The organism is Mesorhizobium sp. BR1-1-2, from assembly GCF_020165435.1.
Classification (GTDB): domain Bacteria; phylum Pseudomonadota; class Alphaproteobacteria; order Rhizobiales; family Rhizobiaceae; genus Mesorhizobium.
This window is the reverse complement of record NZ_JAIUID010000012.1, coordinates 95574-119098: the sequence shown is the minus strand read 5'-3', so window position 1 is coordinate 119098 and position 23525 is coordinate 95574. Positions and strand designations below refer to the sequence as shown.

Sequence of the window (23525 nt, the reverse complement as noted above, 5' to 3'; positions counted from 1 at the left end):
CAATGACTTCGCCGCTACACAAGGGTGCGCCGCGCTCCAAGGCCCACTTGACTTCCATCGCTCGATCGTAGAACAAATAGAGAACATTCTTATATGCGCTTTCCCGGAGGTCAACGACCATCTTGCGGCCGGAGCCCGCCATAGATGCCTTGCGCGCACAGATCGAACGCGGCCGCGCACGGGATCGACATCCGGCCGGCCTGCGTCAACGCCTCGCGTTTGACTGCACGCTGGAACCGGTCGCCGACGACGGACATTTCGCCGTCCGGCTTGGGTTGCGCATGGTGCGCGGTCTCGCAAATGTCCATGCAAGCACGATTGTCGCCACCCGCGCCGACCAGGCGTTCGCCTCCGTCGACGATCTGTGGCGCCGCGCTGGCGTGCCGCAGGCCGCGCTTGTCCAGCTCGCCGAGGCAGACGCGTTCCGGCCGGCGCTTGGTCTCGCGCGGCGCGAGGCGCTGTGGGCGATCAAGGCGCTGCGCGACGAGCCCCTGCCCCTGTTCGCGGCCGCATCGGCCCGCGAGGCGGAGATGATTCCGGAGATCAATGAACCGGCGGTGGCGCTGCCGCCGATGACCGCCGGCGGCGAGGTCGTGGAAGACTACCGCCACATAGGCTTGACGCTTCGCAGCCATCCGATCTCTTTCCTGCGCGAAGATCTTCGCCGCCGCCGCATCGTGTCTTGCGCCGAGGCGATGGAGGCGCGCGACGGGCGCTGGCTGGAAGCGGCAGGCATAGTGCTCGTCCGGCAGCGCCCGGGCTCGGCCAAGGGCGTGATGTTCATCACCCTTGAGGACGAGACCGGCATCGCGAACCTCGTGGTCTGGCCCCAAGTGTTCGAGCAGCACCGGCGCACGGTTCTGTCGGCGGGCATGATCGCGGTAAGCGGCCGCATCCAGCGTGAGGGCGAAGTGGTCCACCTCGTGGCTCGGAAGATCAGCGATCTTTCAGCCGAGCTCGCCAGCATCGGCGAACGCGAGGGCAGCTTTCCCCTGCCGCACGCCCGCGGCGCAATGGCGGCTCGGGACCCGATCCGCGCGAGCTGCTGCCCAAGGGGCTGCGCAGCCGCGACATCTACATACCCGACCTCCACATCGACAACCTCAAGGTCAAGACGCGGGATTTCAGGTGAAACGTCGAATTTCTTGTCCGGCTCAGGATCGCAAGTCTTACCAAAGCGTTACAGGTCGAACGTCGTGACGGCGCAGCTATGGAACAGGGGAGACGATAATGGCGGACAACAAATCGAAGCGAGGCGCCGCAGACCGTCGGCAGGTCTCCGGCGGTGAGGGCTATGAGGTCAATTATTTCGCCCGCAAGCACGGTATCAGAGAGAGCAGGCCGAAGCCCTGATCAAGCGCATCGGCAACGACCGCGATAAGCTCAATGCCGCCGCGGAGAAACTGAAGAAATAGGCTGCGTGTTCGCAATGACTCATTGCATAGTTCGGTCTGAACAGGGTCAAGTCAAGTGAGCAAGTCAGCTTTGCGTCGGCCCACAATCAAAGGATCTTCAGCTCCCCCTGCGAAGCCAGCCTCGCGCGGGGCAGCCAAACATGCGCCACCCGCGTTCCGGCCGGTCCAGCTTGCAAAACTGGTGGACACGGTTCCCCCTGGCGATCGCTGGATCCACGAGATGAAATACGATGGCTATCGTATTCTTGTCGCCGTGGGCGGCGGCGAGGCGCGCGCCTATACGCGCTCCGGCCTGGACTGGTCCGGCCGCTTTCCGTCCATTTTGGCGGAGGCGCGCAAGCTCAAGGTTCGCTCTGCCCTCATCGACGGAGAGGCCATCGTCACCGACGCCGAGGGGCGGTCCAGTTTCCAGGCGCTGCAGAACGCGTTGAAGGGCGCTCCCACGAGCATCGATTTTTATGCCTTCGACCTGCTCCAACTCGACGGGGAAGACCTGACGAGGCTGCCGCTGCTGGAGCGCAAGGAGAAACTGGAGGCAATTCTGCCGGCGAAGAGCCCCATCCTTCGCTACTCCGATCATATCCAGGGCCGGGGGGAAGAATTGCTGAACCGCTTCTGCGACGCCGGCCTTGAGGGGGTTATCTCGAAGCTGGCGGATTCGGGCTATGTCGGCGCCCGCGACGGAAGCTGGCTGAAGATCAAGTGCATCAAACGTCAGGAGTTCGTGCTCGTAGGCTGGACGCCGTCAGACAAGGATCGCGCGTTTCGATCGCTGATCCTTGGGGTCCATGACGGCGGAAAGCTGCGCTATGCCGGCAAGGTCGGGACCGGCTTCAATGCCGCCGGGATGGCCCGGCTGATGAAGACCATGGCGCCGCTCGAGCAGAAGGCAGCCACCGTCGAAGCACCGCGCGCGGAGGTTCGTCGCGCGCACTGGCTGCGTCCCAGCCTCGTCGCCGAGATCGCCTTCACCGAGATGACCAATGAAGGAACACTGCGCCATCCAAGCTATCTCGGCTTGCGTGAGGACAAGAAGCCCGAAGCGGTTGTGCTCGAGACGGAACACCGCACAGCGACGCTGCCGCCGCCGGCGACAAGCGCGGTCGCGATCAGCAATCGCGGCCGCGTAATCTACCCCGAATCCAACATCACCAAGGGACAGCTTGCCGATCATTACGCCGATGTTGCAGCGATCATGCTTCCCTGGGCAGGCAGCAGACCAATCAGCCTGGTCCGCTGCCCGCAGGGCCGCGCCAAGAAATGTTTTTTCCAAAAGCACGACGCTGGCAGCTTCGGCGACAAGGTCCATCACGTCGGGATCACCGAAAAGGACGGCCATGAGGAGCCCTACCTTTACGTCGACGACGCCGAGGGGCTTGTGACCTGTGTCCAGATGGGAACGATCGAGTTCCATGGATGGGGAGCGCGCATCGAAGACGTCGAGAAGGCCGACCGCCTTGTGTTTGACCTCGACCCCGACGAGGGACTGAATTTCGAGGCGGTTCGCGCTGCCGCATTCCAGTTCCGGGATATACTGAAATCCCTTGGATTGACCACTTTCCCGATGCTGACGGGCGGCAAGGGCGTGCATGTGATCGCGCCGCTTACGCCGCGAGCTGAATGGCCTGAGGTGAAGGCCTTCGCCTCCCGGCTTGCTCAGGCGGTCGCGCAGAGCGACCCTGCCCACTTCACGGCCGTTTTGTCGAAGGCCAAACGCAAGGGTCGGATCTTCGTCGACTATCTGCGCAACCAGCGCGGCGCAACGGCAATCATGGCTTATAGCGCCAGATCGCGGCCGGGCGCCCCGGTCGCAGCACCTGTCACCTGGGCGGAGATGAAGACAATCGATGCGCCCTCTCATTTCCATGTCGGCGATGCGCCCGAGTTGAAGAAGCGCGCCGCATCGAAGGCCCTCGCGGGATGGGGCCGGGCCGATCAGTTCCTGCCGGACCTGTGAAGCCATGAGGATCGCGACCTACAACGTCAACGGCGTCAACGGCCGCCTGCCGGTGCTGCTGCGCTGGCTGGAAGAGGCAGCGCCGGACATTGCCTGCCTCCAGGAACTCAGGGCGCCCCAGGAGAAGTTCCCGGAACGGCCGATCCGCGACCTCGGCTATGACGTGGTCTGGCATGGCCAGAAAAGCTGGAACGGCGTCGCGATCCTGAGCCGCGTCGGCAAAATCCACGAAACGCGGCGCGGCCTTCCGGGCGACCCCGACGACAGCCATAGCCGCTACATCGAAGCAGCAGTCAACGGCATCCTTATCGGATGCCTTTATCTTCCGAATGGCAATCCGAGGCCCGGCCTGAAATTCGACTATAAGCTGCGTTGGTTCGATCGGCTCATCGACCACGCAGCCGAACTCGTCGGGTCCAAACAGCCAGTGGTGCTGGCAGGCGATTTCAACGTCATGCCGACCGAACTCGATGTCTACAAGCCCGAGCGCTGGCTGGACGATGCTCTGTTCGCGCCCGAGGCGCGCGCCGCCTATGCGACGCTGCTCAAACAAGGCTGGACCGACGCGCTGCGCGCGCGTCATCCCGGTGAGAAGATCTACACGTTCTGGGACTATTTCCGCAACGCCTTCGGCCGCAACGCAGGCCTGCGCATCGACCACCTTCTGCTGAGCCCGTCGCTCAAGAAGCGGCTGATCGACGCGCAAGTCGACGTCGAGGTGCGCGGCTGGGAAAAGAGCAGCGATCACGCGCCGGTCTGGATCGAGCTCTCGCAAAAGGCACCGCCTCGCAGCCGTTCGGCGCCTGACGAACGAAGCAGCTCCGGTCCCGGCTAGGGCCTTCGTTACTCACCAATGATGAAACCTTCCCGCCACATAGCTGCGGCGCAGACAGGCTTCGTGCGCCTACAATGCCTACGCCCAAATCGCTGCAGCATTCAGCAGCGCGTCCGAGACAGGTGCGATGGCATTGACCGTAGGCGGACCGAGCCAATCCCACAGAAACATTGGTGGTATTTTGTTGATCTGGACTACCGTTGTGCGGGCCCTCAACTGACCGAAAAAGCCGGGTTTTCTTGATTGAAATCCGTCTCGAACCTGCTTAAGGGCAGGCTAGTAGAGCGCCAAATATATTGGTGACCTAAGCGTCGATTGGCAGTCCATGAGCATGTTTCACTTGACCAAGGGCAAAACTCGACTCGATTGATGCCACGCCATCGAGTCTAGTGAGCTTCTGCTTCAGGAATGCTTCATAAGCCTCCAAGTCTTTGACGACGACGCGCAGCAGGAAGTCCATCTTGCCAGTCATCAGATAGCACTCCACGACTTCCGGCCAGCGCAGGACAGCATTTGAAAATCGATCCAGCTCTTCTTCCCGTTGTCGTTCCAGCTTGACGGACGCAAACGCGCTGACGGGTAATCCAACCTTCACCTGGTCGACGATTGCTACATACGCTTTGATCACGCCAGATTTCTCCAGCATCCGCACCCGACGCGCGCAAGGGGATGGAGACAGACCGGCGATCTCGCCGAGGTCTTCTGTTGTCGCGTGAGCATCCGACTGAAGCGCCGCCAACAACTTGCGATCGATACCGTCAATGACGCTTTTTGGCATGACCTTCTGTTCCTTGCATCGAAATTGGCTTGAACTCACCGATATGGCCTTACCTGATAGCAATTTTAGCTGCAATCGCCCTGCCGATTTTCCTATCCTCATCATATCAAATGATGGAGCACGACATGGACGATCCTAAACTTGCGTGCCTTGAGGCTCTCGAGCGGAAGGTGCTGTGGTTGTCCACATGGATGATCCACAATGCCAACAATCTTCGACCCAATGACGACGGGCTCAAAGTTGGAGGCCACCAAGCATCGTCGGCATCGCTCGCCACCATAATGACGGCGCTCTACTTCGCGGTCTTGCGTCCTGAAGACAGGGTCGCGGTGAAGCCGCACGCAAGTCCGGTCTTCCATGCCATTCAGTATCTCTTCGGCAAGCAGACACGCTCGAAATTGGAATCGTTCCGCGGCTACGGAGGGGCGCAATCTTATCCATCACGCACGAAGGATACCGACGACGTGGACTTCTCGACGGGCTCCGTCGGCCTGGGGGTCGCACAGACGCTGTTTTCCTCATTGGTGCAGGATTATCTTCGAGCCAAAGGCATGGCCTGCACTCTCGCCGAGGGCCGCATGGTCGCGCTCATCGGCGATGCCGAGATGGATGAGGGTAACATCTTTGAAGCTCTGCTTGAGGGCTGGAAACACGGACTCCGCAACACCTGGTGGATCGTCGACTACAATCGACAAAGCTTGGACGCGGTGGTGCGGGAAGGGTTATGGGAGCGCTTCGTCTCGCTGTTTCGCGATTTCGGTTGGGAGGTGGTGATCCTCAAATACGGTTCCCTCCTCGAGGAAGCCTTCCAGGAACCCGGGGGCGAGGCTTTGCGAAGCTGGATCGACAACTGTCCCAACCAGCTCTACTCGGCTTTGGCCTACCAAGGCGGGGCGGCATGGCGAAAGCGCTTGATCGATGATCTTGGCGACCAAGGCCAGGCTTCCAAGCTGATTGAAAGCCGCTCGGATCAAGACCTAGCGCGTTTGATGACCAACCTCGGTGGGCACGACTTGCGCTCATTGTTGCAGGCCTTCCAGGACGCGCGCGAGCACGATCGCCCGGTTTGCTTTGTCGCCTACACGATCAAGGGATTCGGCCTGCCGCTGGCGGGCCACAAGGATAACCATGCGGGGCTGATGACCTCAAAGCAGGTCGAGGACCTGCGCGCTAGCCTTGGCGTTCGGCCCGGTTACGAATGGGATCCATATGAAGGTCTCCTGCTGCCCGCCGAAGAACTGGCCGTTTTTGTACAGGCGGCCCCATTCAACGCCCGGCGCCGAGCGCCCCATCAGGCCGGGAAAATCGCTGTTCCTGCTGCCTTCACCATTGAAGTGCAATCGCCAGTTTCGACGCAGCATGGCTTTGGAACTCTCATGCACGAGATCGCCAAGGCCGACACTGATCTCGCGAGAAGGATCGTCACGGTGTCGCCGGACGTGACCATCTCTACCAACCTTGGCGCATGGGTAAATCGCCGAGGTCTGTTTGCCCGGGAAGAGAAGGCCGACCTGTTCAGAAAAGAGCGGATTCCTTCGACCTTCAACTGGGAATTCTCGCCAAAGGGCCAACACATCGAACTCGGCATTGCCGAGATGAACCTGTTTCTAACTCTCTCCGCTCTCGGGCTCTCCCATTCGATATTTGGCGAACGGCTGTTACCGGTAGGAACCCTCTATGATCCGTTTATCGAGCGCGGCCTCGATGCTCTGAACTATGCCTGCTACCAAGATGCCCGCTTCATTGTCGTGGCCACTCCCTCTGGGATCAGTTTGGCGCCTGAAGGCGGCGCACACCAATCGATAGCAACACCACTGATCGGCATGGCGCAGGACGGGCTTGCCAGCTTCGAGCCAGCCTTCGTTGACGAGCTCGCAACAATCCTGCGGTTTTCATTCGACTACATGCAGCGCGATGGAGATGGTCATGCCGATGCCGTGAGCTGGCTCAGGGACGCAACGGGTGGCTCCGTGTATCTCAGACTTTCGACGCGGCCGATTGAGCAGCCCAAACGCGTTGTTGATCAGGCGTTGGCTGAAGACATCCTCAGTGGAGGCTATTGGATGCGCAAGCCAGGACCAAATGCCCAGATCGTGGTCGCCTATACGGGAGCGATTGCACCCGAAGCGATAAATGCGATCGGGTTGATCGGGGAGGACCGCCGCGACGTAGGCCTCTTGGCCGTAACGTCTGCAGACCGCCTGAATGCCGGATGGACTGCTGCGCAGCGCGCAAGGGAGCACGGCCTGGCACACGCACGAAGCCACATCGAACGATTGCTCGCCGGCGTCCCCTCCAATTGCGGGCTCATCACCGTGATCGATGGCCACCCTGCGACCCTTGCCTGGCTCGGGTCCGTCCAGGGCCATAAGACCCGGTCCCTCGGCGTAGAAGATTTCGGCCAGACGGGCACCATCGCAGATCTGTATCGGCATTATGGAATTGACGCGCAAAGCATTGCACAAGCCGCGCAGTCGCTGTCGCCCGGAAGGCCAATCCGGCATTTGCGAGCCGCACTCTAAAATCTCGGCTCAACGAGGCACATGGCCAGCGGACGCTTGTGCGGTTCCTCCCTACTGCTCGCGCTCGTCGCGATCACGCATGTGGCGCTGTTCCAATTCCTGCTCCAATTCGCGCAGGTGCTCTGGCGATCGTTGCGATGCATCAGTTTGCGAGGCACACCGCTCCGGGATTCCACTCGGTCTTTCAGCCGCCGGCTGCCCGGCTTCATTCATCCTTTCGGCGGCAATCCAACCGGGAGGGTCACGGGCCTGACGAGCGCTCCCCAACCGTTCGTCTCGCGGAAGCTCATGGCTTCGGTCCAATGCCGCGTTGCCAGAAACCGGCTCGTGCGTCGACTTCGGTGGCGTTCGAGCATCCTGCGGATCGGCCTCGGCCGACGTCGAAACCTCGCGGGAGGCGCTTGGCTTGCCGCGACCCACCTCGCCTGCGACAGGCTGTTGTTCGGAGAACCGGAGATTTTCCCGGCGGATGCTCATCACCTCGCGCGCGGCTTCTGTGATCTCGTGGAATCGGGCCCGCTCGCCCGGCCCGACGGAACGCTCAATGTCGGCCAGAATGGCCTCGACCCGTTTCTCGTATGCCTGCAATTCAGCACGTGTCATCGCATGCATGGCAGCCTCGTCGCCTCCAAAAAGTTCTCGTGACAGATGTCCCTTAGCCTCATTCGTGTCCGGCCTTCGCCGATAGACCGCAGTCGCGTGGATTTGGCTAACCCGCAATGCGGCCCGGATTCGTTCGAGATGATCTTCGGCGAACTCGGCGACCTTCCTGACCGAGCTATCACGCGCAATTTCGCGCCATACCTGGGCAGCCGCTGCCGCGTATTGGGCACTCCGGCTCGACAGTGCTGCGTCAGGGATATTGGAACGCTTGGCTAGATAGCGTTCCCGTGCCGACTGGCTGGTGCCCTCATGCTCGGTTCTCCCCGCATAGCTGACAGGCCGCACCTGGGTTCGAGTATAGGCGGGCGCACTTGCAAATTCGCGACGGTCGGTCAGCTCCATATTGATTCCGCGCTGTCGGGCTTTCTCGGCCATCAATGAGCGCCACGCCCGGAAGACCTGGGGGCTGGTCTCGATACGTTCTCCTGACTCCGAACGCATGGTGACGATCGCGTGAGCGTGGATATGCGGCCGCTTGCCACCCTGCGCCATTCCCTTTGGATCCTCAGCCGGATCGTGCATGGCGTAAGCGTAGCGATGCCCTGCGAATTGATCGCCCAGGAAGTCCCGCACCGCATCTCGAAAGGCGGTTGGATCGGTGCCAGCGCGCGCGGACAAGATTAGATGCATGACGTCACGTCCCTTGCGGCTTTGCATTTGCCTGCGCCAATGCCTCTGGACGAGACCGCCGGCCCGCTCGAAAGTAGCGATGCAGGTGCCCCTATTATCGCGCACCTGCCCATCAAAGCGTTCGACCATTTCACGAACCCGGCTCAGCGCGAAGGCAACGCCATTGCCGTGACCGCGAAATAGAATTCGCGCCTGCACGACGCTGCCGATCTTGCTCCTGTCGAACCGCTCCTGTGCGATTGCAGCAGCCTTTGCGTCGCCGCTCAGGCGCTCGCCGTCAGGCCCGCGCAATAGCAGGACCCCGTGCACTCGAAGATGAGCGCCGTCCACGTCTTCGATTGCATAGACAAAGCGGCGCTCTCCGAATGCGGCGCGCAGGACATGGCGAAAGATCTGGTCGCGATCGTTTTCCTGTGTCTTTTTGTTTACCGCTACCTGGAACAGACCAATGTCCCGGCTCGAGGCACGATTGTCGAAAAGATGCTCCCATTGCGTGCGCAGCTGCGAGAGGGCCGCCTTTCCGGTGATCTGCTCGCCCTTCTCGGTTTCGACCGCCAGTTCGCCATTCCGGGAAGTATAGCCGAGCATCGCGGCGACGCGCACGCCTCCACCATAGGAAGCGAGCTTGACCACCGCCGGCTGGCTTCCATGCGCCACGGCTATGATCCGTTGTCGAATCGACCGATGGAGCTCGACGTCCCTGCGACGAAACGAAAGCCTGCCGCCGCCTTGTGTGTCGTCTGGGCTGAACGCCGCCCCGCCCTTTCGACACCACTCCCATTCATGGCGCTCGCCTCGTCCCAGCTGCAGTTCGTGAAGCAGCGCTGCGCGACGGCGTTCCCAGTCCCGTTCGAAAGCACCCAGGAAGAATTCCATTAGCGCGCACCAAGGCGGCGAGCCGAGCTGGCGCGCTTCGTCATCTGAGAGAGCTCGGCCGCGACCGTCAATGCAATGGCGCGGGCATCGTCCGCGGCTGCGGCTACATCCGAAGCCGCAGCCATGCGCCCAGTGTTGAGTTCGCGTATGGCCTGATTGAGAGCGTTGCCAACAGCACGCAAATCCTTGGCGAGGAGTTGCAGGATCGCCTGATCCTCCTCATTCAAAAACGGCCGGAGGCCCGCCCCCTCGCAAGCAAGCGAGCGGACGAAGGCCGAAACCGACAGGCCGGCGGTCTCCGCAGCCGACGCGAGCGCGGCAAGTTCCTCTGGCGCGAACCGAATATGCGCGACCTTCTCCCTCCTCGCCGGCCGACCTGAAACCGTTGCGTTGGCTGGAGTCATGGACCGTCTGCCTCGCTCGCGGCCAAGCCGCGGATCGGGGGCTTGTCCCCCGATCGTCAGGAAAAATGTATCACATTTTTCCGTATCCTGCCAACCAATATGACATCGGAAAGCAGGAATTTTCCCAAAAAAAACACTTTATCATTGTCATTCAGACATCGTTTTTCTACATTCATAGAAATTCATGTGCCCACGGACCCATACTTGAGCAATCCTGGATTCGTGTGCGAGTAGAAACACACGCTCAGAGGAGAATTCGCGCATGCCTATCGTGATCTCCGCCATCAATGGCAAAGGCGGCGCCGGCAAGACCACCACTTTGATGAACATTGCCGGCGAGTATGCATTGCGCGGTACGACGGTCGCGATGGTTGACATGGATGGTAGAAGCAATCTGACCAAATGGTGGAGCGACTGCCACGACAAGGCCGCGCAACCAGAAGGCATCAGCGTCTTCGGCCATAAGACGGCCAAGTCGCTGGATGCGTTCATTGAGCGCCATGCCCATCGTTTTGACTACCTCCTCATCGACACGCCTGGAGAGGATATTTCCACCATTGACCCTGTGATTGGACGGTCCGATCTGGTGATCTCTCCAATTCAGCCGTCCAAGCGCGAGGTCTTGGGCGCGATTGACTGCTTCCAGTCCGTCGTGAGGGTCAACGAGCTCCGCGGCGGGTCATATCGCCACGGCGTCTTGCGCACCCGGATTTCGATGACTGTTCGGCAGACGGAACTTTATCGCAAGATTCGTCCCATCATCGAGGACAAGGTCGGGACCTATCTCTTTAGGGCCGAGGTAATGGAACGCAACATCTATAAGGATATCCAGAACGGCACTGGCACTCTCCAGATGCAGGCGTTGTCCGAGGCTGTAGGCAAAGCGCGTCGCGAGACGCAAGAAGTGGTGGGCGAGATCGATGCCCTGTTGAGTCCCCTTCCAAAAGCCGAGCACGCCTGATGGGCCGCAAGGAAAGCCTGTCCCTGGACGAGTTCGCACTCGCTGCGCGAAAGCAATCGTCGGGAGGTGACGAAGATCGCCCGTCCAATGACATCAGCACAGACCGCGAGCCCGACGGCACATCGCAGACGGGCAGCGACTTGAGGCAGGAGGCCAGGAAGGCCTTGCGCAGGATGAAGCGAGAGCGGGTGAAGGGGGAAAGTTGCTTTGTGAACGTGAACCTCGACCGAGCGACCAAGCGGCGGCTGAAACTGGCCTCCTTCACCGCCGAAACATCGATGCAGGCGATCATGGAACAGGCGATCGCAAAGTATCTGGACGACCTTGGCCTTTGATTACAGCCGATCGACAGATCTCCCTTCATGGTCCTGGATATGGAATTTGATCGCAGGCCCACTCACCTGCTAGGCTTGAGGTCACGTTGGCTCTGTTTTTTCATGTATCGGGCAATTTGGGGCGAAGAGTCGCGTCTTGTGGGCGCGCTTCGCGGCACACACAGGAGCGGGTAAACCCGTCGCAATGGCAATCAAGGACGTCCAGAAATACATAGACGAGCATGGACTCATCGAAACGGCAGACGCTGAGTCCGAGAAGCCGGTCTACAGGAAACCAGGTTTCGAAGGCATCCGGAGCTTCGGCGACATGGAGCAGGCTTTCAGTCGGTTCGTACGGGAGCGTCGCGACGCCAGGCGGCTCAATCGGGCGCAGATGGGGATCATGGTCGGCTTGCACGAGACGATCTTTGCACGTTACGAGCGCGCCTTTTCAAAGCTGCATGCGACCAGACTACTTCACATCTGCGAGATTCTGGACTGCTCACCGATCGAAATGATCCATTTCGCAGCCCCGCATTTTTTCGGTGAGAGTCGTCAGGAAGCCGACGACAAGCTGAAGCTGATCTTGCGTGTGCTTGATATGCCTGCTTCCACCGCCTCAAGCCTGTTGAACCTTGTCGAGGGCCTCGTCGGTGAACAGGCCGGCGACCATCCGCGCGACCGGTGATTAGCCCGGGAGGATTAGCCCTCCGGGAAAGCTGTCCCCGTTTGCAGACGTGTCGTCATGCTGCCCCCTCGCCTTTGTCCGATAAGGCGACATTCGATCAAGTTTTTGAATCGATGCCGAGCCACGGATTCGAAAGATGCATTGGACGGATCCCATGGCGAGGATCGATAGTCGGATGCATGAACAACGCGCCCGACCCGTATTCCTGCGCCGTATTGATGGCGCTCGTAACATGGCACGATTTTATGTCCTGTCATTGCAACCCACCCTGTTCGGCGAAATGTCGCTGGTCCGGCTATGGGGACGGATTGGCACCCGAGGCCGCCAGAAAGTCCACTTTTTCGAAGATTGCAGGCAGGCAGCCTCGGAGCAGTCGCGGTTGGCGGGACGAAAGATCAAGCGGGGTTACATGAGCTAGGATCGATGAAACCACGATCGTTTCTAGCGCGCAGAACCTGCTTTCGACTAACGCCTTTCTGCGGACCGCTTCGCTCTTGCTCAAGGTTGCTCTCACGACCTGAGAGGCCAGATGCCCCGGCCGAACAGGCCGGGGCACTTGCGGACCTCAGTCGCCACGCCGGCTATTAGGACGGGACCAGATCAGCGAGAAGCCTTGGCCTTCCTCGTCTTCGAAAAGGTTGGCGTAGATCGGGGCGTTGAAGCTTGGATCATCGAGCTTGAGGCCCATATAGTCGCGGCCATCGCTGGAGCGCTTGGACCAGGCAGCGCCGATCTCAGCGCGGCCGACCAGCACGCGGTGTGTGGGGGCGTTTTCGTTCGTGGGGCGCTGGTCGGGGACGATGCGCACAGCCTTGACTTGGACGCTGAGCGTAACGATTTCGCCGGTGAACTCGTTGGAGCCGGTCTTCTTGAAAATACCGATGGTCGCCATTGTAGGTCTCCTTGTCCGTTTTCCGAGCCCGCACCATTGCGGCCTCACATGAGGGACCGCTCGTCAAGCTGTGGCTCTGAGCTGCTGAGTGGCCGGTTTCTGGAGGACGCCCCGCTGGGTGCGAGGCGTCCTGGCAGGGTGCTCAGTCGCCGTTGCGGCGGTTCGGACGTGACCAGATGAGGCTGTAGCCCTGGCCGTCCTCACCCTCGACGAGGTTGGCGTAGATCGGAGCGGTGAAGCTCGGGTCGTCGAGCTTGAGACCCAGGTAGCTGCGACCCTCGTTGGACTGCTTGGACCAGGCGGCCCCGATTTCGATCCGACCGACGAAGACCCGGTGGCTGGGAGCGTTTTCGCCGCTGGAGCGCGTATCGGGAACGATACGGACCTTCTTGGCCTGGAGGGAGAGGGTGACGATCTCGCCGCTGAACTCGTTGTTGTCCGATTGCTGGAAGTTGCCGATGGTAGCCATTGTCGTTCTCCTGACTGGTTGCCGAAGCCGCCCTGTGCGGCCTCGATAGCGGTCGTGAGGCGACGATCGGGCCGACTGCATCCTGTGGACCGCAGCGTCAGCGGAGGACGGCGGCAGCCGAGCTTGTTGTCCCGCGAGGAATGCGGCAAAGCCGCAGGGGAAGAAGGTCGGCGAAGCCGTTGCAGGCAGAGGCCCGACCGGCGCCAGACCAGCCAGTAGAGAGGCCGCACAGGGAGGATTCCAGCATCAGTCCCACGAGAACGATGCTGGCCATTGTCCCTTCAGCCATGCATCGGCACAAGCAGCGCGATCCCTACCGCCACATGAACCTGAGGTCTGAGCCCGTTTCCTGATCCGCGCGTTTGCACGTATCAACCTCACATCCGGTCGCCGCTCGAGCGGCTGCACCATAATCCCGCCTGCGGCGGCAAGGGCTCAGGAGGACGAGACCAGTCTCGATGACGGCGTCAAAGCCATGCCGCAATGCGGTCGTCCACCCGGTTCCGGCGGGCTGATCAGGCCCAGGCCGAACTGGAATGCGATCAGATCGTCATGGTCTGACAAACGCTCCTTCGATCACCACGCCGGCGCTGACGTATTTCCATAGAGCCACGACCAGCTTGCGGGCCAATGCGGTGATCATCACCTTCTTGAAGCGTCCGCCATTCTGGGCGACTCGTTCGTTGAACCAGCGGCTGAGCGCTGAGGCGGGCTGGTGCCGCAACCAGAGCCACGCCATTTCCAGCAGCGTCGATCGCAGGCGCGGATTTCCGGATTTTCCGATCCCCTGTTCCCGGTCGATCGACCCGCTTTGCCATGGCGTCGGCGCAAGGCCGGCATAGGCCGCCACCTGCCGGCGATTGTCGAAGCACCGGAACAAGCCCTCTCCCCACAGCACGGCCGCAAACTCCGGTCCGATACCGACGACTTTCGACAGCACAACCACTTCACGCGCCGATCGGCGTTCTTCGGCGAGCATGGCGTCCCGTTCCGCCTCGACTGCCTTGATCTGATCGAGCAGCATTTCCATTCGGTCGACCTCACGCAGAACCTGGCGCTTCATATGTTCGGGCAGATCCCGTCCATCGCCTGTGCGAAGTGTCTCCAGCTGATCGCGACGATCACGTCGCAGAGGATCGTAGCCGGTGATGCCCTGTGACAAGAGAAGACCCTTGATCCGGTTGCCGGATACGTTCTTCCATCAACACCTTGCGCTCCCGGACGATGCGGCGGCGATCCTCCTCATCGGGGGTCGGCACGCGTAGCATGGAGCAGACCCGCGGTTCGCCACGCTTGAACGCCAGCAGCGCCCGGATAAGGGTCTCGCCATCAAGCCGATCCGTCTTGACCCGCCGCTTGCGCCGAGACGTTGCTATGGATGCTGCGTCAACGACATGAGTGTCGTGGCCTTCTGCTTTCAGAACCCGGTGGACCCAGAAGCCGTCGAGCCCAGCTTCTTGGATGATGACGAACGGATAGTCTCGGCCGGTTCGGTCACGAGCCTTTTGCTTTAAAAGAGCGAGGCGACCAAGAAGCCCAGCAATATCCCCGCCGGGGATGGAATGGCGCGATAGCTTCTCGCCAGCTCCCGGTGAGATGGAGGTGATCAACCAGGTCTTCTTGCTCAACTCCACCGACACGAAGATCGCATCAAGCTCCCTGTGCGCCGCATTTTCTTGAATACCGTCCTGCGTCATCTCCTGCTCCTTTCCGCAACGGCCAACAATGCCTGCTGCATCAGAGCAGGTCGTAGCCATTACTCATAGGATCTCGATGGCGATCAGCAGGCCGCAGGCGATCGACGACGCACCCCGCAGGGGCCTGACAGCCAAGAAGGTCTTTCTTGTCTCGCGAGGAATGGCGGAGACCCGGGGGCTCCCGCGCGGCCTGTGGCGTGGGTGAGTCCCGCAAGGGGAAGAAAGTCCGACGCCGCTGTTGCGTCAAAAGCGATTGAGGCGTCAGCCGGTCTTCGGCCAGATCAGGCCATCGAAGAGGCCGCGTGGAGCGGTAGAAGGTACGGCCAAACCGACCAATGGCGACCGTCGGGCAAGCAAGGTGACATCGCATCCAGAGGCACCGGCTTCGTCCCCTCGGTTCAGGCCATTTTGCTGTGTTCCACCCGGTTCTGCCAACGGGGAGGTCTCCCAAGTCCATGCGCATCAGCGGTTCGGTCAAACTTAACGATGCCGCATCTTGCGCTCCGAGTAAGGCACCAGCTGGATCAAATGGTGGTCCCGCGGCGATGCCGACCTGAGCCGCGCGACGTGGCGGCTGATGGCCGCCGCCATGTCAGCGACCGGCAGGAATGTCGATACGCGGCAAGAGCTGTGCCCACGATCGAAAGATCTTCCATCGTTCGAGGGCATGATCTGCTTCACGGCGCCGTGCGTCGGCGCGACGCGGCGATCGCGGTCGAGCGGCGAGCGGCGAGCGGCGAGCGGCGAGCGGCGAGCGGCGAGCGGCGAGCGGCGAGCGGCGAGCGGCGAGCGGCGAGGCCGTTGGCATCAAGCGGTCAGCCGGGTCAAGGATCAGCGCACATGAGAGGCGGCGGCGCGTCATGCGACCGTCTGGGAACAGATGCGTGCGCGCGTCATTATCCTCCGAATCTGAGGCGTAGGGATGTGGGGCCCGCCGCGCCTCGAAAGCGATTTGCAGACGGTATTATCGAAGAGCTGATGTTCGCGGGCTTCAAGCTGGAAACAATCGCACTGCCAGAAGCAATCCTCCGGGTGCGCGTGGGCGGGGACGGGCCGCCGATTTTGCTGCTGCACGGACATCCGCGCACGCATGCGACCTGGCACCGTGTGGCTCCGCTCCTGGCGGCGCATCATACTGTGATCTGCCCCGACCTTCGCGGCTTTGGCCAATCATCCAAGCCCAAGGACACGCCCGACCATGAAGGCTCTTCCAAGCGCGCCAAGGCTCGAGACTGTATTGCGCTCATGAAGCATCTCGGATTTGCTCATTTCGGGCTTGTTGGTCACGATAGGGGCGCTTACACGGCGTTTCGGACCGCCATGGACCATCCGGAGTCGGTGAGCCGCTTGGCGATCCTGGAGGGCATTCCCATCGCGGAAGCACTTTCCCGTTGTGACGCGCGGTTTGCAACAGCCTGGTGGCACTGGTTCTTCTTCGCACAGGCCGAAATACCCGAACGTGCGATTTTGGCCGACCCCGACGCTTGGTACGGAGGGAGTCCCGAGGATATGGGTCGGGAAGCCTACGCAGACTTCCGTACCGCCATCCACGACCCGGCAACGGTTCACGGCATGATCGAGGACTACCGGGCAGGGCTGGGGATCGATCGTCAGCACGATGAGGAGGATCGGGCCGCGCGCCGCATGCTCGAATGTCCGCTTCTCGTTCTTTGGTCCGCTCGTGACGATCTAGAGGATCTATACGGCGACATTCCAGCGATCTGGCGTTCCTGGGCCCCTGACGTGAGGGGTCATAGCCTGGACTGCGGTCACCACATGGCGGAAGAGGCGCCTGAGATACTGGCGCGTGAACTGCGTAGGTTCTTCCGGTCCGCCAGGCAGTGATGCCTTTCGACCAGTCGTGTCCCCAGACCGGCCCCTTCCCACCTCCGATCTAGTCGATCAGGCGGCTTAAGCGCCGCCGAACCTCCACACCGGGATGCCGAGCCTCTTGGCCTTGTCGGCGAGATTGTCGTTGATGCCCGTTCCGGGGAAGTGCATCACGCCCTTCGGCACGATCTCCAGCATTGTGTCATTGCGCTTGAAGGGCGCGGCGCGGCCGTGCTTCGTCCAGTCCGGCGCAAAGCCGATCTGTGGCACGTTGCGGTTCTTCGCCCAAAGCGAGGCAATCTTCTCGGCGCCCTTCGGCGACTTGCCATGAACCAGCACCATGTCGGGGTGCTTCTCGTGAACTTGGTCGAGCTTGGCCCAGATCAGCCGGTGGTTGTCGAAGTCGAGCCCACCGGTGACGACGATCTTCGGACCCGGCGGCAGGAGCACCTCCTGATCGGCGCGCTTCTTCGCCATCAGAAAATCGCGGCTGTCGATCATCGCCGAGGTCAGATCGCGATGGTTGACCCTCGATCCGCTGCGCGGGAGCCAAGTCTTGCCAACGTGGCGTTCGTAGTGTTCGGCGGCCTGGTCGCGCATCAGCTCGAAAGCGTTCTGGCGTTCGATGAGCGTCATGCCCTCAGCGATCAGGCGCTCCAGTTCGACCGACTTCACCTCGCTGCCGTCCTGTTCTCGCTGCGACCGCTTCTGCGCCTGCTCGTTGTCGTCTAGCTCGCGCGCGATCCGCTCGGCGGCGCGGTGGAATACGTTGGTGGTCGACCAGAGGAGATCGTCGAGGTCGGGTTCGAGTCGCGTGTCCTCCAGGGTGCCGATCAGGGCGTCGAAGATGTTGGCGACAGCGCCCGCGACCTGGTTGCCGTCGGGCAAAAGCCGCTGGTCAGGCTCATCGGCAAAGGGGCGATAGCCATGGAGCTGGAGTTCGTTGAGGGCATGGTCGGTGGGTGAGGATTCGTGGTGCGGTTCGTAGTCGTCGTGCTCGCGCATGGGGATGCTCCGTCGGTTGGACCGCGACCGTCGCGGCCTTTATGGCGACGAAGCCCACGGGCCCGACGGCCGGGCACGCGGAGCGCAAGCGCAGGGCTCGATGGCTAAGGCCGGCTATTTTGCCTCGCGATGGAAAGCGGCCTTGAGGCCGCGCCGGAAAATAGTCGGCCTTAGCCATTGCCCGGCTGGCCGGCTTGTGGGCCGATCGCTCTCTCGAAGGCCGAGGCACGGTCCTCTGCGAAGGATTGACGTCCGCCGAGCACGGCGGCGATCCCCACGCCTGTCCTCCAGCCGGCTATGTCGTCAACGCCATGAAGCGGGCCATGTCCTGCGGCGCGACCTGCAACCGGGCTTCCATGCGCAGTGCGTCCAGGCCGAGGGTGCACAGATCCTCGTTGAAGTCGCCGAGCTGGGGCGAGATCACGATCGACTCGATCCCGGCCGCGTTCGCCCGTTCGACCAGCCTGTCCCGCGCGCGATCGCCGGCGGAATCATCGTCGCGCAGAATATAGAGCCGCCGCAGCGTGTCGGGGAAATGGATCGCCGCGAGATGGGCTGCCGAGAGTGCCGCGAGCATCGGCATGTCGGGCAGGACCTGCCGGATCGACAGAACGGTCTCGATGCCTTCGCCTGCCGCTAACACCTCGCCACCAATGCCGAAACGGACCGCATTGCCAAGAAGGTCGCCCAGCGCCCGTCTCGGCGTGTCGATAGGCGCCTTGTCGCGGCGTGTCGGGTCGAGCCAGGTGCGATGCACCCCGCTGATCCGGCCGTCGAGGTCGGTTACGGCCGCGATCATGGCCGGCCATGTCTCGATCGGCGAATGCTCGTCCGGACGATAATAGCAGCGCGGGTGGAAGCGCAGGTTTCCGGTTCCGCGTAGATCGGTAATGCCGCGTTCGCGCAAATACAACTGTACGAGCGTGCCCGCGATCGGCCGCGACATACCGAACAGGCGGCGGGCGGCTACGGGTGAACGATGCGGCGGTGCGGGCTGACGGATTGCGGCCGGCGTCGGCCCGGGCAATGGCATGCTGAGGAAGGCCCGCGCCTCGTCGGCAATTTCCTTGAACCTGAGCAGACCGCAGCTTTCCCGGATCACGTCGAGGAGATCGCCGTGCTCGCCGGTGGCGGCATCTACCCATTTGCCGGCCGGGCCCTTCGGCGAGTCCTCGAGCCGAACAAACATGGAGCGGCCGGGCGTGTTGCGCACATCGCCTACGACCCAGTAGTGCCCCTCGCGGTGACCGACGGACAGATAATGACGGCACACTGCCTCGGCCTGCCGGCCAAGACGGTGTGCGAGGTTGGAAGCGTCGTGAAGGGTAATCATGCTACCCCCGCCTGCCCGCCTCTACGCCGCCGATGTTGAACTGCGCGAGCACGAGCTGGGTGAAGGGAATATTGCGCGAGGAGGGCAGCGTGATCTTCTGGACAAAAGTAGGCATCGAGATTGCTCCGCGACGGGCGGCCGAGAGCCTCTCTCTCGACCTCCGACCCGTCACAAAATCCCGTTCCTCCTCTCGCTGTCTGGCGCCGCTTAGGTGCGCGGGCAGGATCATGTATGGGTCGCGGTCAGCGGTGAAAGCGCATCACGTGGCCGCCTGGCTCCCTCGGGGATGCTGCCGCTCCCATAGCCGGCTCGCCGCCACACACAGACGAGAAGCAGGATCCTCGAACAGGACGTCAGGTTCCATGCCGAGACCGGCAGGGAGGCGGACGGCCGTTATGTCGACGATGACGACCGAGCCGAGTTCGGGCTTGCCGAGATTAGCCAAGGCCGAACAGGGGTCGCGATCTTCATCGGGCTCGGCGGCGAGCCTGTCGATGGATGAAGATGTCCATTGACGTGGAGAGGCCGTCGCCATCGCGGTGGCTGGCGAGCAGGCGCTCGCATCAGGCGTAGGAGGATCAGGCCATTGTCTGGCCGGTCGAAAGCTGGGCCTCGTCTGCATCACCGGCGGGGACAAAGCCAAGTAGCCAGCAAGCTGCCTTGCCGGCATAGGACGCGGCGCGCACGATGGCGCGATTGTCCTCCCGCAGCACCTCGAGCCAGGCCCCGATGTAATCCGCGTGCCGGACGGTCGGCACGATGCCAAGCGATGCGCAGCAGAAGGCTGCGGTCATCTCGGCGACCAACTCCTCGAAGGCGTAATCCTTCGTGCCGAAGCGACCGGTCATATCGCGGCCCAGACGAGATGGATGCCCGGTGGCGTGTCCCAACTCGCGCAACGCCGTTCGGTGCCAGTTGATAGGCTCGAAATACGCCTGGGGCGGCGGGATCTGCACATAGTCGAGCGCCGGAACGTAGAAGGCGCGGTTGCCGCCGATGCGGAAGTCGATTGCCGTCGCGCGGATCAACGCCTCGACTGTTGGCTCGATCAGGGCCGGCGGCGGAGACGGCGCGACCATCCCCACACTCTCCGGCAGATTCTCGCACTGTGCGACATTGAAGACAGTGAAGCGCTTCAGGAACGGGATCGCCTGGGCTTCCTCGCCCGCCTCGCGTGCGCGCCGCTTCTCATCTTCGGGCACAAAGCGATCGGCATAGACTACGGTCGTGCCTCGTTCGCCCGTGCGCACATTGCCGCCAAGCGCGAGCGCCTGGCGAAAGGTGAGCCAGCTTTGGCCGGAAAATCCGTGCTCGATCACCGCGCCCCAGAGGATCAGAACGTTGATCCCGGAATAATGCCGGCCGGTGGCGGCGTTCCTCGGCAGTGCGAGGCTCGCCTTCGCCGCCGCCGTCCCCCAGGGCTGGACCCAGGGCACGCGCCCCGCCTCCAGTTCGGCGATGATCTTGCCGGTAATTTCGTCAAAAAGGCTCGTCCGGTCCTGGCCGGCACGAGCGGATGCGTTCTTTCTGGACATCGCGGGTCTCCGCGACGGGCGCCGGGAGCCTCTCTCCCAGCCCTCAACCCGTCGCGGCCCACCCGTTTGCACTCTCACTCTGACCGCCCTCACTCAACGCCATGGGTTGACGCCGACACGAGAGGCGCGCCGTGGGGAAAGTGTTCGACCGCCATCCATGGAGCGGTTGGCTGTGTCGTACCGCTCTCACAGACGCGCGCACAGGCAAGGTACTCGCAGCCGTCCCAGCGATGTCTACGCTTGTCCCAGCTGGCCGCGAGAGACTTTCGAGGTACGACTGGTGAGCTGCGGAGGAGCAACAATGTCGTGGAATGCTGGCGGGTTTTGTGACCAGCCGCCCGTTTCGGCTCTGGAGCGGTGGGCACACGAACGACCACGCCGCCAAGGACCGCACAAGCTGTTGCGAGATGTCGGGTTTTCGGTACCTAGGCAGAAACGCGCCGGGATCTTCCCTCTAGGAGATTCTGGAGCTCCTCTTTCGGCACCGGCTTGGATAACAAATAGCCCTGCAACTGGTCGCAGCCGAGCTTGCGCAGAAAATCGCATTGGCTCTGCGTCTCAACGCCTTCCGCCGTGGTGTTGAGTCCACTGACGCGCGCCATGTCGATGATCGCCTGAACGATGGCCTCGTCACCATTGGAGCGGCCAAAGCCCTGCACAAAGCTTCGATCGATCTTGATCCTGTCCACGTCCAGGGTCTGGAGGCGTCCCAGTGAGGAAAATCCCGTGCCGAAATCATCAAGAGCAAAGCGCACCCCGATGCTGCGCAGCGCCTCGATGTTGCGCTGGCATTCGGTCGGGCGCTCCGACAGCGTGCTTTCCGTAACCTCCAGTTCGAGGCGCCGGGGATCCATCTGCGCCTCCAATAAGATGCTCGTCACCTTCAGGGCGAAGCTCGGATTATTCAGCTGCAAGGCTGATACATTGACCGCCAAGGTGTCGATGGGCAAGGACACGGCATCAAGGCATGCCTGCCGCAGAACCAGTTCGCCCAGTTGGTCGATCAGCCCCGTTTTCTCGGCCAGTGGTACAAACAAATCCGGGGCTACCCAACCACGCTCCGCGTGAGACCAGCGGGCCAGGGCTTCTACGCCCGCCATTCTGTTGGTGTCGGCGGTGTAGAGCGGCTGATAATGGACCTGGATCTGGCCAGGCACTTGCAGCGCCTTGCGTAGCTCCTGTTCGAGGTCCTTGCGCATGGCCAGCGTCTGGTCCATCTCGGCTTTGAAGAAGACATAGCCGCTGCGGCCCGCCGCTTTGGCGTGATAGAGCGCAACGTCGGCTTTGCGCACCAATTCGTCCCGGTCACATCCGTCCCTCGGAGCAAGCGCTGCGCCGACACTCACGCCGACGAAGACCTGAACCCCGGCCACTTCGAAGGGTCGGCGAGCGGTTTCAATCAACCGCTCACACAGGGTTTTGACCTCATGCTCTCCTGCGACCTGGCGGTGGATGATGATGAACTCGTCGCCGCCCAGGCGCGCGACCGTATCTGCTTCCGTGGTGAGCCGTCTTAGCCTGTCCGAGAATTCCCTAAGCAGCTCATCGCCGGCGGGATGACCGAAGCTGTCGTTGACCTGCTTGAAGCGGTCGAGGTCGAGGTAGAGAATTGCGAGCTGGTCGCCTGTCGAGGGCAGCCGTGTCAGCGCATCGGCCAAGCGGTCATTGAACTGGCTGCGATTGGGCAGGGCGGTCAGTAGATCATTGTGGGCGAGGTGATAGATTCGGTCTTCGGATTCGATCAGCTTCAAGGTCCGCCTGCGAAGGCTCATCAGGACGACGATGACGCCGCCCAGTAGCAGCCCGAACGTAGCGACGAGCATTGGCCCCAGTTGAGAAAATACCGACGCCCCAGGCCGATATGGTTGCCAGACAAAGAAGCCGATAGTCGAACCGGATCGGTCAATCAGCGGATAAGACGCCTCTCCCCGAGCAAGCATGTTGACCCAGGAGAAGCGCGCGCCGTCGAGCAGGTAGTCCTGCCGCAAGGAGGTGATGAGACTGCCATCGAGATATCGAACCGCGATATGTAGAAATTCCTGACCGGGTTCTTGTGCGATGTGGCCAGTGTCGGAGACGACAGGCTTGATGCTCACGATGGCAGGATGGCCGGAGATGACCGCCATATCGGAAGCGCCTATCGTGAGGACCTGCTTCGTAACGCCTTCGGTGTCCCCTCGCTTCAGTCTTGCCCTGAGGTCGTCGACAAGACGCGCGGTATTCGAATGTATGGATCGGTAGCTGCCGGGCTCGACAGTTGAGCCGCCCAGCGATGCGTAGACTGGCTCATTATCGGGATCGAGAATGTAGAGTTCGTCATGGCCGAAATACGTGTGCATCCAGCTGCCGAGATTGACATCGAGCCATTTCGTATCATGGCTTCGCAGTGCGGTGACCGCGTCGTCCCAAACCGTGACGCTCTCCTGGTCGTGTGCAACTCCGCTCTCGAGCTTGGATATGATCAGTGCAACCAGACTTTGCTGCCGTGACACGGCAACGCCGTCGGTCTGAACCGTGGACCACAGCAAAAGGCCTGTGGTGGCCATCGCAACAAACAGTGACAGCCCAATGATGGGCAAAGCCGTTCTCAACAGAAAGAGACGACGGGTTGGCTCGCCGAAATGTCGTAGCAGCTTCATGGGTTTGCCATACGTCATGAAAACTTCTGGACCGTTAAAAGGAATTACTCGGCCAATGAGGGCATGCGACGCTGGTGAGCGA

General features: G+C 61.7%; 19 protein-coding genes and 3 pseudogenes. 10 read left to right on the top strand and 12 right to left on the bottom strand.

Translation table 11 applies throughout. The features are described 5' to 3' along the window. Positions 1-165: 165 nt before the first annotated feature. The 4 genes and pseudogenes from LB551_RS23185 to xth form a co-directional block, all read left to right on the top strand. A pseudogene (locus LB551_RS23185) lies at positions 166-1132 on the top strand (OB-fold nucleic acid binding domain-containing protein); the annotation flags it as partial. Positions 1133-1230: 98 nt separating this feature from the next. Further along, on the top strand, positions 1231-1353 hold the full coding sequence (locus LB551_RS23180; protein WP_318012752.1) for a DUF3606 domain-containing protein: 123 nt from the start codon (positions 1231-1233) through the stop codon (positions 1351-1353). A gap of 117 nt (positions 1354-1470) precedes the next feature. Then, the gene (ligD, locus tag LB551_RS23175; protein WP_224629003.1) at positions 1471-3372 is read left to right on the top strand and encodes a DNA ligase D; all 1902 of its coding nucleotides are present in this window, start codon (positions 1471-1473) and stop codon (positions 3370-3372) included. Between the two features lie 4 nt (positions 3373-3376). After that, on the top strand, positions 3377-4207 hold the full coding sequence (gene xth / locus LB551_RS23170; protein WP_140554051.1) for an exodeoxyribonuclease III: 831 nt from the start codon (positions 3377-3379) through the stop codon (positions 4205-4207). A 304-nt stretch (positions 4208-4511) separates the two neighbouring features. On the opposite strand, the gene LB551_RS23165 is transcribed toward xth, so the two are convergent. Next, positions 4512-4985 carry an Lrp/AsnC family transcriptional regulator gene (locus LB551_RS23165; protein ID WP_140554053.1) on the bottom strand — a complete coding sequence of 158 codons (474 nt, stop codon included), beginning with the start codon at positions 4983-4985 and terminating at the stop codon, positions 4512-4514. A gap of 125 nt (positions 4986-5110) precedes the next feature. Here LB551_RS23165 and LB551_RS23160 point away from each other — a divergent pair, with 125 nt between their 5' ends. Then, positions 5111-7507, top strand: coding sequence for a transketolase (locus tag LB551_RS23160; protein WP_140554055.1), 2397 nt, complete (start codon positions 5111-5113; stop codon positions 7505-7507). A 51-nt stretch (positions 7508-7558) separates the two neighbouring features. Here LB551_RS23160 and LB551_RS23155 read toward each other — a convergent pair whose 3' ends face one another. Together LB551_RS23155 and LB551_RS23150 are read right to left on the bottom strand one after the other, a co-directional pair. Further along, on the bottom strand, positions 7559-9676 hold the full coding sequence (locus LB551_RS23155; RefSeq protein WP_140554056.1) for a relaxase/mobilization nuclease domain-containing protein: 2118 nt from the start codon (positions 9674-9676) through the stop codon (positions 7559-7561). Beyond that, complete coding sequence (locus LB551_RS23150; protein WP_140554058.1) at positions 9676-10080, bottom strand: plasmid mobilization protein; 405 nt, start codon at positions 10078-10080, stop codon at positions 9676-9678. Before LB551_RS23150 ends, LB551_RS23155 begins: the two co-directional genes overlap by 1 nt. Positions 10081-10342: 262 nt before the next feature. Between LB551_RS23150 and LB551_RS23145 the strand changes: the two genes are divergently transcribed. From LB551_RS23145 to LB551_RS23130, 4 genes are all read left to right on the top strand, one after another. Next, on the top strand, positions 10343-11041 hold the full coding sequence (locus tag LB551_RS23145; RefSeq protein ID WP_224660546.1) for a ParA family protein: 699 nt from the start codon (positions 10343-10345) through the stop codon (positions 11039-11041). Continuing rightward, positions 11041-11376 (top strand): hypothetical protein, encoded by a 336-nt coding sequence (locus LB551_RS23140; RefSeq protein ID WP_140554061.1) that lies wholly within the window; start codon positions 11041-11043, stop codon positions 11374-11376. Before LB551_RS23145 ends, LB551_RS23140 begins: the two co-directional genes overlap by 1 nt. Before the next feature lie 184 nt (positions 11377-11560). Then, positions 11561-12043 (top strand): helix-turn-helix domain-containing protein, encoded by a 483-nt coding sequence (locus LB551_RS23135; RefSeq protein ID WP_140554115.1) that lies wholly within the window; start codon positions 11561-11563, stop codon positions 12041-12043. 136 nt (positions 12044-12179) lie between these two features. Continuing rightward, entirely contained in the window at positions 12180-12461 is a 282-nt protein-coding gene (locus tag LB551_RS23130) for a WGR domain-containing protein (protein WP_318012751.1), read from the top strand. 147 nt (positions 12462-12608) lie between these two features. Here the strand turns inward: LB551_RS23130 and LB551_RS23125 are convergent, their stop codons facing one another. The 3 genes and pseudogenes from LB551_RS23125 to LB551_RS23115 form a co-directional block, all read right to left on the bottom strand. Beyond that, entirely contained in the window at positions 12609-12935 is a 327-nt protein-coding gene (locus LB551_RS23125) for a DUF736 domain-containing protein (RefSeq protein WP_140554063.1), read from the bottom strand. A 142-nt stretch (positions 12936-13077) separates the two neighbouring features. Next, positions 13078-13404, bottom strand: coding sequence for a DUF736 domain-containing protein (locus LB551_RS23120; RefSeq protein ID WP_140554064.1), 327 nt, complete (start codon positions 13402-13404; stop codon positions 13078-13080). Between the two features lie 550 nt (positions 13405-13954). Then, positions 13955-15101: pseudogene (locus LB551_RS23115) on the bottom strand (IS110 family transposase). Positions 15102-16079: 978 nt separating this feature from the next. On the opposite strand from LB551_RS23115, the gene LB551_RS23110 reads away from it, so the two are divergent. Continuing rightward, positions 16080-16946 (top strand): alpha/beta fold hydrolase, encoded by an 867-nt coding sequence (locus tag LB551_RS23110; RefSeq protein ID WP_140554067.1) that lies wholly within the window; start codon positions 16080-16082, stop codon positions 16944-16946. Positions 16947-17012: 66 nt separating this feature from the next. On the opposite strand, the gene LB551_RS23105 is transcribed toward LB551_RS23110, so the two are convergent. From LB551_RS23105 to LB551_RS23085, 6 genes and pseudogenes are all read right to left on the bottom strand, one after another. Further along, positions 17013-17936 carry a DUF2493 domain-containing protein gene (locus tag LB551_RS23105; RefSeq protein ID WP_140554069.1) on the bottom strand — a complete coding sequence of 308 codons (924 nt, stop codon included), beginning with the start codon at positions 17934-17936 and terminating at the stop codon, positions 17013-17015. A gap of 295 nt (positions 17937-18231) precedes the next feature. Continuing rightward, entirely contained in the window at positions 18232-19266 is a 1035-nt protein-coding gene (locus LB551_RS23100) for a toprim domain-containing protein (protein WP_140554118.1), read from the bottom strand. Positions 19267-19282: 16 nt separating this feature from the next. After that, a pseudogene (locus tag LB551_RS30160) lies at positions 19283-19498 on the bottom strand (hypothetical protein); the annotation flags it as partial. A 30-nt stretch (positions 19499-19528) separates the two neighbouring features. Next, positions 19529-19804 (bottom strand): DUF2958 domain-containing protein, encoded by a 276-nt coding sequence (locus tag LB551_RS23095; RefSeq protein ID WP_140554071.1) that lies wholly within the window; start codon positions 19802-19804, stop codon positions 19529-19531. 43 nt (positions 19805-19847) lie between these two features. Continuing rightward, complete coding sequence (locus LB551_RS23090; protein ID WP_224660545.1) at positions 19848-20804, bottom strand: ArdC family protein; 957 nt, start codon at positions 20802-20804, stop codon at positions 19848-19850. A 425-nt stretch (positions 20805-21229) separates the two neighbouring features. Beyond that, positions 21230-23443, bottom strand: coding sequence for a putative bifunctional diguanylate cyclase/phosphodiesterase (locus tag LB551_RS23085; RefSeq protein WP_140554120.1), 2214 nt, complete (start codon positions 23441-23443; stop codon positions 21230-21232). Positions 23444-23525: the final 82 nt, after the last annotated feature.

Coding starts and splice junctions, on each gene's coding strand:
- LB551_RS23180 (WP_318012752.1), top strand. CDS start 1,231: ATGGCGGACAACAAATCGAAGCGAGGCGCCGCAGACCGTCGGCAGGTC.
- xth (WP_140554051.1), top strand. CDS start 3,377: ATGAGGATCGCGACCTACAACGTCAACGGCGTCAACGGCCGCCTGCCG.
- LB551_RS23165 (WP_140554053.1), bottom strand. CDS start 4,985: ATGCCAAAAAGCGTCATTGACGGTATCGATCGCAAGTTGTTGGCGGCG.
- LB551_RS23160 (WP_140554055.1), top strand. CDS start 5,111: ATGGACGATCCTAAACTTGCGTGCCTTGAGGCTCTCGAGCGGAAGGTG.
- LB551_RS23155 (WP_140554056.1), bottom strand. CDS start 9,676: ATGGAATTCTTCCTGGGTGCTTTCGAACGGGACTGGGAACGCCGTCGC.
- LB551_RS23150 (WP_140554058.1), bottom strand. CDS start 10,080: ATGACTCCAGCCAACGCAACGGTTTCAGGTCGGCCGGCGAGGAGGGAG.
- LB551_RS23145 (WP_224660546.1), top strand. CDS start 10,343: ATGCCTATCGTGATCTCCGCCATCAATGGCAAAGGCGGCGCCGGCAAG.
- LB551_RS23140 (WP_140554061.1), top strand. CDS start 11,041: ATGGGCCGCAAGGAAAGCCTGTCCCTGGACGAGTTCGCACTCGCTGCG.
- LB551_RS23135 (WP_140554115.1), top strand. CDS start 11,561: ATGGCAATCAAGGACGTCCAGAAATACATAGACGAGCATGGACTCATC.
- LB551_RS23130 (WP_318012751.1), top strand. CDS start 12,180: ATGCATTGGACGGATCCCATGGCGAGGATCGATAGTCGGATGCATGAA.
- LB551_RS23125 (WP_140554063.1), bottom strand. CDS start 12,935: ATGGCGACCATCGGTATTTTCAAGAAGACCGGCTCCAACGAGTTCACC.
- LB551_RS23120 (WP_140554064.1), bottom strand. CDS start 13,404: ATGGCTACCATCGGCAACTTCCAGCAATCGGACAACAACGAGTTCAGC.
- LB551_RS23110 (WP_140554067.1), top strand. CDS start 16,080: ATGTTCGCGGGCTTCAAGCTGGAAACAATCGCACTGCCAGAAGCAATC.
- LB551_RS23105 (WP_140554069.1), bottom strand. CDS start 17,936: ATGCGCGAGCACGACGACTACGAACCGCACCACGAATCCTCACCCACC.
- LB551_RS23095 (WP_140554071.1), bottom strand. CDS start 19,804: ATGGCGACGGCCTCTCCACGTCAATGGACATCTTCATCCATCGACAGG.
- LB551_RS23090 (WP_224660545.1), bottom strand. CDS start 20,804: ATGTCCAGAAAGAACGCATCCGCTCGTGCCGGCCAGGACCGGACGAGC.
- LB551_RS23085 (WP_140554120.1), bottom strand. CDS start 23,443: ATGAAGCTGCTACGACATTTCGGCGAGCCAACCCGTCGTCTCTTTCTG.